This is a genomic window from Caballeronia choica, assembly GCF_001544535.1.
Lineage (GTDB): Bacteria > Pseudomonadota > Gammaproteobacteria > Burkholderiales > Burkholderiaceae > Caballeronia > Caballeronia choica.
In genome coordinates this window covers 1-8,147 of record NZ_FCON02000232.1, presented here as the reverse complement: position 1 = coordinate 8,147, position 8,147 = coordinate 1, and the positions used below count along the sequence as shown (strand labels likewise).

General features: G+C 61.0%; 6 protein-coding genes and 1 pseudogene. 5 read left to right on the top strand and 2 right to left on the bottom strand.

Going from position 1 to position 8,147, the window contains the following annotated elements; all coding sequences use genetic code 11:
- Positions 1 to 227, bottom strand: a pseudogene (locus tag AWB68_RS40655) (MFS transporter); the annotation flags it as partial.
- Between the two features lie 220 nt (positions 228 to 447).
- A complete protein-coding gene (locus AWB68_RS40650; RefSeq protein WP_235028784.1) occupies positions 448 to 1,488 on the bottom strand; it encodes an alpha/beta fold hydrolase in 1,041 nt (346 codons plus the stop codon).
- A 103-nt stretch (positions 1,489 to 1,591) separates the two neighbouring features.
- Here AWB68_RS40650 and AWB68_RS40645 point away from each other — a divergent pair, with 103 nt between their 5' ends.
- The 5 genes from AWB68_RS40645 to AWB68_RS40620 all read left to right on the top strand — a co-directional run.
- Positions 1,592 to 2,626 (top strand): AraC family transcriptional regulator, encoded by a 1,035-nt coding sequence (locus tag AWB68_RS40645; RefSeq protein ID WP_235028783.1) that lies wholly within the window; start codon positions 1,592 to 1,594, stop codon positions 2,624 to 2,626.
- A 417-nt stretch (positions 2,627 to 3,043) separates the two neighbouring features.
- Complete coding sequence (locus AWB68_RS40640; RefSeq protein WP_235028782.1) at positions 3,044 to 3,958, top strand: TauD/TfdA dioxygenase family protein; 915 nt, start codon at positions 3,044 to 3,046, stop codon at positions 3,956 to 3,958.
- Positions 3,959 to 4,073: 115 nt separating this feature from the next.
- Complete coding sequence (locus AWB68_RS40635; RefSeq protein WP_087649816.1) at positions 4,074 to 4,553, top strand: 2,4'-dihydroxyacetophenone dioxygenase family protein; 480 nt, start codon at positions 4,074 to 4,076, stop codon at positions 4,551 to 4,553.
- Positions 4,554 to 5,786: 1,233 nt separating this feature from the next.
- The gene (locus tag AWB68_RS40625) at positions 5,787 to 6,638 is read left to right on the top strand and encodes a TauD/TfdA dioxygenase family protein (protein ID WP_087649820.1); all 852 of its coding nucleotides are present in this window, start codon (positions 5,787 to 5,789) and stop codon (positions 6,636 to 6,638) included.
- A gap of 475 nt (positions 6,639 to 7,113) precedes the next feature.
- On the top strand, positions 7,114 to 8,147 hold a 1,034-nt coding region (locus AWB68_RS40620; RefSeq protein ID WP_087649819.1), incomplete at its 3' end, for an MFS transporter.

The window sequence follows — 8,147 nt, the reverse complement described above, 5'->3', positions numbered from 1 at the left end:
ATGGGGAACGCCAGGATGCCAACCGCCAGCGAGACAATGCCGCTGAGCGCTCCGAGCCGAGCGTCGGACAGTCCCCATTCCGCCTTTATTTGCGGAAAGACTGCGCTGAGCACCTGCCGCGACATATAGTCGGACAAGAGCAGTCCGAATGTCAGCGCAAAAATGACCCATGCATAACCGCGGATGCGCTGCGGGCGCTCACCGTCATAGCACGCTGTTGCTTGCATATTCACTGCCACAATTCTGTCTCCTGTTATTGCTGCTGCTAGTGCCATCTGTGCGCAGCGCTCTCTTTTCAGCTCTGGCGTTCGCGGCGGCGTGTACAGGTTTTCCCACGGCCGCCCATTCATCCTGGCGGCTCTGGGGGAAAGTGAAACCTGCCCTGTGCTCAAGCACCCATGTCGCTGGACGCCCCGATCCGGGCAGCGCAGCCGGACAATCTGGACGCTAGCGCGTGAACTGCTCGAGAAATTCCAGGAGCAATGCGTTAACCTGATCAGCGCTTTCTTCCGCCGCAGCGTGGCCCACGCCGGGTAGCAGCACCTTCTTCTGCAGTCCGGGTAGATAGGTATCGAGTCCGTCGTAGACACTGCGGATTTCTACCGGTTCGAGGGAAGGGTCGGCGGCGCCACCGATGAACAGGCTCGGCTGGCGGACCACCGCACCGTCCAGAAACGAAGTAATTTCCCAGTTCCGGTCGCGACAACGGTAGTAGTTAATGGCGCTGGTAAATCCCGTGCGCGTGTATTCGTCGACGTAGTAGTCGATCGCCCGTGCGCTCAACCATGTCGGGAATTCCTTCGGCTCAGTGAAGGCGTTGAGAATGGGCTCGCCGGCCTCGACGAACAAGCGCCACCGTTCGGCGCCAACTGCGCTGCCGGAGACCGAGTAGAAGACGCTACGCAATGTCTTGCGCGGATCACTGGCGAACTCGCGATCCGGCTTGCCGATCTGCTGGAAGTACAGGTGGTGGTACACCCGGCCCTTCGCCATTTCCCGCAAGCCGATGGTCGGCTTGACCTTTCCGCGCGGTGGCACCGGGGTATTGAGCATCACGAGGCCGCGGAACAGATCCGGCCTCAGCATGGCCGCAGCTTGAGCCACCCATGCACCCAGGTCGTGTCCGACGATCACCGCTGACGTCTCACCCAGAGCCTTCATCAAGCCAACCATGTCGCCGACTGACTGACTCATGTCGTAGGCTTCAATGGCATCCGGCCGATCAGATTGCCCAAATCCCCGCTGATCGGGGACGACGACCCGAAAGCCGGCCGCGGCCAAGGCTCCGATCTGGCGCCGCCACATGTACCACAGGTAGGGAAAGCCATGCAGCAGAATGACGAGCGGGCCCTCCCCCTCGTCGATGTAATGCATGCGAATGCCGTTGACTTCGGCAAAGCAGTGGTTGAATGAGGCGGGGTCGTCGGCATCCATTTGCCCCGATACGGCGCGCGGCTGACCGATGCGCAATGCAGCGCTTGTATCCATTGTCTGTCTCCATCTTTTGAAGTTTCCAGCCTCTAAGGTAGCGCTGACCGGCTGTTCCGTACTAAGCTTGGCAGGACATACTCTTGTGAAATTGGGACAGTCCGTGCATACCCTGACGCGAAGTGCCAGCCTGACCGACTATGAACACGTGGCCCGTTCCGTGGGGCTCGATCCGTTTCGGATGCTGCGATTGGCCAAACTGCCGGCCACGGTCCTCGACGATCCGAATCTGATGATCAGTGCCGATTCGGTGGGGTGGCTGCTGGAAGAGTCCGCACGCCTGTCCGGTCAGGAGGCCTTCGGATTGTTGCTCGCGGAAACGAGAAGCCTGGCCAATCTGGGCATGCTGGCGCTGGTGCTCCGGGAAGAACCCACGTTGCGTGCAGCAATGCAGTCCTGCATCCGCTATGTGCGACTGCACAACGCCGGCGTGCAAATGCGGCTTGACGATGCGGGCGACGTCGCGCTGCTGCACATGGACGCGAATATGCGACCGCCCGGCATTTGGCGCCAGACTATCGAACAGTCAGTCGGCATCGGATTTCGAATGTTCAGGGCGCTGAGTGGCAATACCTTCCGACCGACAGGGTTCTGTTTCGCCCACGAAAGTCCCACGAGTCTTGAAGTGCACCACCGCGTGCTGGGAACGGCTATCGAGTTTTCACAAGAATGCAATGCCATCGTTTGCCGCGGCCGCGACCTGGACATGCCGATCCCTGCGGCAGACCCGACGCTCAATCGCGAGGTGAAGCGATGGCTGGACATGCAGTTGGCCAACGTCCGCGACGAGCCTGTGCAGCGGGCGCGCCAGATCGCCAGGATGCTGCTGCCAAGCGGACTTTGTTCGGTGGACCAGGTCGCCCAGCATCTTGGCATGCATCGACGCACCCTTAACCGGCACCTCGCGGCGGAGGGTGAGAGTGCCACCACGATCATCAATGCTGTGCGCGCTGAACTCGCTGAGGAGTATCTGGCCAACAGCAAACGCAGGTTGTATGAGGTCGCCGAGCTCCTCGGCTTTTCCTCTGCCGGCGACTTCTCGCGCTGGTTCCGCGGCCAGTTTGGCAAGACACCCTCGGATTGGGCCGCCCAATACCGGAAGAGCCGGGCAGCAGCCAGGCCCAGCTCGCATAAGTAGGAAGGCTCTCGGTTCGGGGCCGGCTCACGCGCCCCTCCGTCATCCGGGCCAGCCACACTGCGCGAACCAGCCCCACTCTTCTACACGTTCCTGACGGTACAAATCCCGCGTCATCCCGGCGTTGGCCGGCATCGTCGCCCGGACTGCGCGGGAGCGTTGCCGCCATCCGCTTTTCAGTCACGACTCCGGGCTTCGGGTCCCAATATGCGAAGAAAATGTCCGACGATGCTAATGGCATCGCGGCCGCCATGCGTAGTATTTGATCCCATGGCCGACGAAACACCCCTGCCCTCCTGCTGACAGGGGCTGGCTACATCTGCCGGACGCACGCATTGCTCGCCGCCGCACAAACACAGACTGGAGACATCAATGACATCAAGCGCTGTAACCCAAAAATCTACTTCACAAGCCATGTCCATGGCGCCGGCCATTGTCCGGCCATCGGTGCGCCAGCATTCGATCAAGGTGGAGATTTGCACGCCCGCCATCGGCGCCGAACTCAGCAACATCAGCCTCGCTGATGCCGCGCTGGACCCTGACGCCATTGCCGAAATCCGGGCGCTGTGGCTGAAGCACAAAGTCCTGTTCTTCCGCGATCAGAACATTACGCCGATGGAGCAACAGAACTTTGCCCTGCAATTCGCCGAACTGGAAAGCCATCCTCTTGCCCCGAGCCATCCGGAGGCGGACAAGCTGCTGACGCTGTACCGCAATCTCGACCCGGGCAAGCCCAAGAGCTTCGTCGAAAAGGCCAGCCGCGAAAACCTCTGGCATGCCGATGTCACCTTCAAGAAGGCGCCGCCCCGCGGCGCGGTGTTGCGCTGCGAACTGGGTCCGGAAGCCGGCGGAGACACCATGTGGTCCAACATGGTGATGGCCTACGAAAAGCTGCCCGACACCGTCAAGCAACGGATCGACGGCCTGTACGCCAAGCACAGTGCCGAGCACACGTTTGGCGCCCAGATGCCGATCGAAGAACGTCACGCGATGGCCGCGAAGAACCCCGCCGCTGAGCATCCGGTCGTGCTCATCCATCCTGAGACGGGCGAAAAGGTGTTGTTCGTCAACTCGACTTTCACAACCCATTTCTCGAATTTCTTCAACTTCGAGGACATCCGGTACGGCCAGGACTTCATGCCGGAGGCGCATCACCTGATGAACTATCTGACCTCTCAGGCCGCGATTCCGGAATACCAGGTCCGTCTGAAGTGGAAAACCAACACGGTTGCCATGTGGGACAACCTGCAGGTTCAGCACTACGCAGTGGCGGACTACGACAACTCGCCAAGAAAGATGCTGCGCGCCACCCTTGCGGGCACCTCGCTGGTCTAAACCGACCGGTTCGCTGCGACAAATCCAGCGCCGCCCGCCTGTCTCTGATGGGCGGGCCAGCCTTGGCACGCTTTCCAGTTTTCGACCACATCCACACACACCAATGGAGACAAATATGCTTTACGAACACGTCGATACCTCGCTCATCGATGGCGAATCGCTACCGTGGGTACCGTTTACGCCCTACGCGGAAAACGTCCTGCTGAAGTACTTCAAGCTTGACCCGATCCGGGGTGAATGGATCGTGCTGATGAAGTCACCGATCGACATGCAACTGCCCAAGCACCACCACACCGGTACGGTCTTGGTCTACACGATCGAAGGCAAGTGGAAATACAAGGAACACGACTGGATCGCCGGACCCGGCAGCGTCGTGTACGAGACCGCCGCGTCGACCCACACGCCCGAAGTCGTCAGCACGGGAAGCGGAGACGGATATGTGGTCACGCTGGTTCAGGTGACCGGCGATCTCCTCTTCCTCGACGCGAACGACAACATCGTCGCGCTCGAAAACTGGAAGTCCGGGCTGCAGCGCTATCTTGCCTATTGCGAGCAGCATGACATCAAGCCGAAAGATCTCACGGCATTCAACTGATCTGAAATCCATGGGGACTCCCGATTCTCCCCCGGGAGTCCTCGTGACACTCAGTGCGTCGCCGGCAAGACGCAATAGACGGTCCCGCCATATCAGCACTCCGGCACCACGCTGGATCATCGCAGGTCACGGGCGGCGAGAAGATGGCTGCGTGCACCGACCACGCAGGCCGTGTCGCATCGCGATCTCTCCCGCCGTCAGAGCCGTTGTCTGATCGCAAAAGCCCAGGAGAGCGGGAACACGGGGTCCCGGTTCGCGTCAAGTCTGGGGGCGAATGGATCGGCTCCATCGGGACCCAGACCACGTCAAAACCACAAAAGCAAGGGACTGGACAGCGTGGTGAAAGAGCGGCCGAGCCCGCCGGCGCCGGTCGGCCTGAATAAACCCCTATTTGAAAAGGCATGACGTGGCGAACTGCAATCGCTTGCCCAGACACGACTAATAAATAATGTCGACATAAACAAATTATGGCGCTATGCTGATGTCGTTGCCCGAGCCCTGGATCACCACACGGAAACGCATAAGCAAGGCGGCGTTGCGTGTCAGTCGTTGAGCGGCGTGATCGACCGCCCGGAGCAAGCAGTACGGGGCGCTTCGTATCAGATGATTTGTTTGAATGTTGGAGGAGCAAATGAGTACCCGGGAAAGGTCGTTGAGCATCTTGGTCGCAAAGTGGCTGGGACGGAATTTGATGGGGAGTGCCCGAGTTACGCGGTTCAGCCAATCACGACAGACTCCGTGGCGTTCTGTGTGCGTGGAGACCACCCAACCGGCTGGGCCGATCGCGATCGTTTTCTTTCGACACGACGACGGATCGTGGTGTGTCTTCCCACCTGATGCGAAGCGACCCACGATGAGTTTCGCGCGGAACCCCGTATCCGCGACCGGTTACTGACTTGCGTCTGCGACGTAATCAACATGTCCCACAAATAGTCGCCGTCGATCCAACCGGACGAAAGCGCAGATGAATCGACGATCGCCTGGTGGTGACGCGGTCATCGATTATTGGCCGGCTCCGCGCACGATGGAGCGAGAAGAGATCGTCGACGTAAAGCCCTGACGAAGCCTCATTGGCCGTCGCGCGCACGCGGCCCATACAAGACGCGGGCAAAAAACGCCGCGCCCACACTCACAACCATCGATTCGCCTAGTCAACAACAGGAGACAACCTTCATGACTCAACGCCCCAACGCGGCACCCGCAGTGGTCCGCGCGACCTCTCTGGGCAACTCGATCAGGGTCGAGCCACTCACTTGCACGATTGGCGCCGAGCTAAGCAACGTCAACCTGGGGACGGCTGCTGAGGACGACCTGCTGATGGCAGAGATCCGGGCGCTGCTCCTGAAGCATCGCGTGGTGTTCTTTCGCGACCAGGACATCACACGCGCGCAGCACGTGACTTTTGCACGCCGTTTCGGCGAGTTGGAGGACCATCCAGTGCTAGGCAGCGATCCCGACTGCCCCGGACTGGTTCAGATCTACAAGACCCCGGAGAGTCCTCCCGAACGCAACGAGAATTCCTGGCATACCGATGCGACCTGGCGCGAAAAGCCGCCATTAGGCTGCGTCCTGCGCTGTGTCGAATGCCCGCCGGTGGGCGGCGATACGATGTGGGTGAACATGGTCGAGGCTTACAAGCAACTGCCCGAGGATATCAAGGTGAAAATCGCCTCACTGCGCGCGCGCCACAGCATCGAGGCGAGCTTCGGCGCCGTGATGCCGATCGAGAAGCGTCTTGCGCTGAAGGCGCAGTACCCGGACGCCGAGCACCCGGTTGTGCGTACCCACCCCGAAACCGGAGAGAAGGTGCTGTTTGTCAGTGGAAGTTTTACGACACACTTCACCAATTTCAATACGCCGGCCAACGTGCGCTTCGGGCTGGACAAGTCGCCGGGCAGCAGTCAGTTGCTTAACTACCTGACCAGTCAGGCCAATATTCCCGAATACCAGGTGCGTTTTCGCTGGAAGAAAGACAGCGTTGCGTTCTGGGACAACCGTTCAACCCAACACTACGCAGTGATGGATTACCCGCCGTGCCACCGCAAGATGGAGCGCACCGCAATCATCGGCGACACGCCGTACTGAATGATCGACGTGAACCATGAACTCAATGACACCATCGTCGGCGACAAACCCTGCTCACAGGTTCACTGAACCTCGATAGAAATCGAGAAATCGGCGGCGCCGCGCTCTCTTGTGCCATTTTTCCGTTTTCGGAGAGTCCCAACCTCAGCGGGCATTTGCTTCCCCGTCCCGCATCGCCTTTAGCAATTGGGGCGAGCCGGCAAGGGACGGCTCATGTTTGCAGGATGCCTGTCCCTGACCGTGCGCATGGGCGCGCGGCACAGGAGCATGCGCAAGGTCCAGAAAAACCGTCTGCGGGACCAGTTTGGCGATCATCTGATGGCCAGGGCTGCGAACTGAGCGTTGTGTGGCATCGATCCAGTCGTGTCGATGAGGCCGGCGGGGAAAACGTAAGCGCACGATTCAACCTGCCGCACCGTCACCACAAGGAAGCCCCATGGCCACGTTACAGCCCCAGATTGGCACGGTCCCCCTCATGAGTGCCGATACGGGCCTACCGCTTCCGCAGCGCTTCTGGGCGATCGTCTTCGTCTCACTGGGCACCCTGCTCGCCGTGCTCGACGGCGCGATCGCCAACGTCGCGTTGCCGACCATCGCGCGCGACCTGCATGCATCCGACGCCGCGTCGATCTGGATCGTCAACGCATATCAGATCGCCATCACGATCACGCTGCTGCCGCTCGCGTCGCTTGGCGAACGCGTCGGCTACCGGCGCATCTACATTGTCGGCCTCGCGCTGTTCACCGTCGCGTCGCTCGGCTGCGCACTCGCCAGTTCGCTGCCGACCCTCGCGGCGATGCGCGTGATCCAGGGGTTCGGCGCATCGGGCATCATGAGCGTCACCGCGGCGCTCGTTCGGACCATCTATCCGTCATCGATGCTTGGCCGGGGCGTGTCGGTCAATGCGATGGTGGTCGCACTGTCGTTTGCGGCCGGGCCGACGGTCGCGTCCGCAGTGCTGTCGGTCGCATCATGGCCGTGGCTTTTCGCGATCAACGTGCCGATCGGCATCGCCGCGGTGCTCGGCGGCCTGCGCTCGCTGCCCGCCAATCCGCTGCACGACGCGCCGTACGATGTCTTGAGCGCGCTGATGAATGCCTGTGTGTTCGGGTTGCTGATCATGGCCGTGGACGGGCTCGGCTACGGCGAGCGCGGCGCGTTCATCGTTGCGGAATTGACGATGGCGTCCGTCGTCGGCTATTTCTTCGTAAAGCGCCAGCTAACGCAACCGGCGCCGCTCCTGCCCGTCGACCTGATGCGCATCCCGATCTTCGCGCTGTCAATCTGCACGTCGATCGCGTCGTTCACGTCGCAGATGCTCGCGTTCGTCGCACTACCGTTCTGGCTCCAGAATTCGCTCGGCTTCTCGCAGGTGCAGACGGGCCTCTACATGACGCCTTGGCCGCTCGTGATCGTGGTCGCCGCGCCGCTCGCCGGCGCGCTGTCCGACCGCTACTCGGCCGGCGTGCTTGGCGGCATCGGGCTCGCGCTGTTCGCGGGCGGACTGCT

What these genes read in the sequence shown, in the direction of transcription:
- AWB68_RS40650 (WP_235028784.1), bottom strand. Translation starts at nt 1,488, where the DNA reads ATGGATACAAGCGCTGCATTGCGCATCGGTCAGCCGCGCGCCGTATCG.
- AWB68_RS40640 (WP_235028782.1), top strand. Translation starts at nt 3,044, where the DNA reads ATGGCGCCGGCCATTGTCCGGCCATCGGTGCGCCAGCATTCGATCAAG.
- AWB68_RS40635 (WP_087649816.1), top strand. Translation starts at nt 4,074, where the DNA reads ATGCTTTACGAACACGTCGATACCTCGCTCATCGATGGCGAATCGCTA.